Genomic DNA, 379 nt, shown 5'->3' with positions numbered 1-379 from the left:
AACCAGACCATCTATGACGATGTGATCAAACTGCTGCGCGAGATGAAACCTCACGCCCAGTTCATCTTCGCTACCCACAACGCCAACTTCCCAGTGCTGGGTGACGCAGAGCAGGTGCACGCCTTTCAGTACCAAGACGAGAAGGTCGCCAATTCAAGCGGTAGCATCGATGCCCTTCCGGTGCAGGAGGCCATCATCAACATTATGGAAGGAGGCCAGGAAGCCTTCAACCGCCGTAAAGAGGTTTACAATTTATGGAAACTACAGAGCTGATCGACGTCATCAGTCGAGGCGAGGACAGCCGCCAGCAATTCAAAGCTGACATGACCAATGCCGATGCGTTGGCCGCCGAGATCGTTGCTTTTAGCAACACCGCTGG

General features: G+C 53.8%; 1 pseudogene. It reads left to right on the top strand.

What is annotated here, in order from left to right:
* Positions 1-273: pseudogene (locus tag ALO43_RS09765) on the top strand (TrlF family AAA-like ATPase); the annotation flags it as partial.
* Between the last annotated feature and the right edge of the window lie 106 nt (positions 274-379).

Origin of the sequence: Pseudomonas tremae (assembly GCF_001401155.1) — a bacterium.
GTDB classification, from domain to species: domain Bacteria; phylum Pseudomonadota; class Gammaproteobacteria; order Pseudomonadales; family Pseudomonadaceae; genus Aquipseudomonas; species Aquipseudomonas tremae.
The sequence above is the reverse complement of the archived record's forward strand: the minus strand, read 5'-3'. Positions and strand labels throughout refer to the sequence as shown.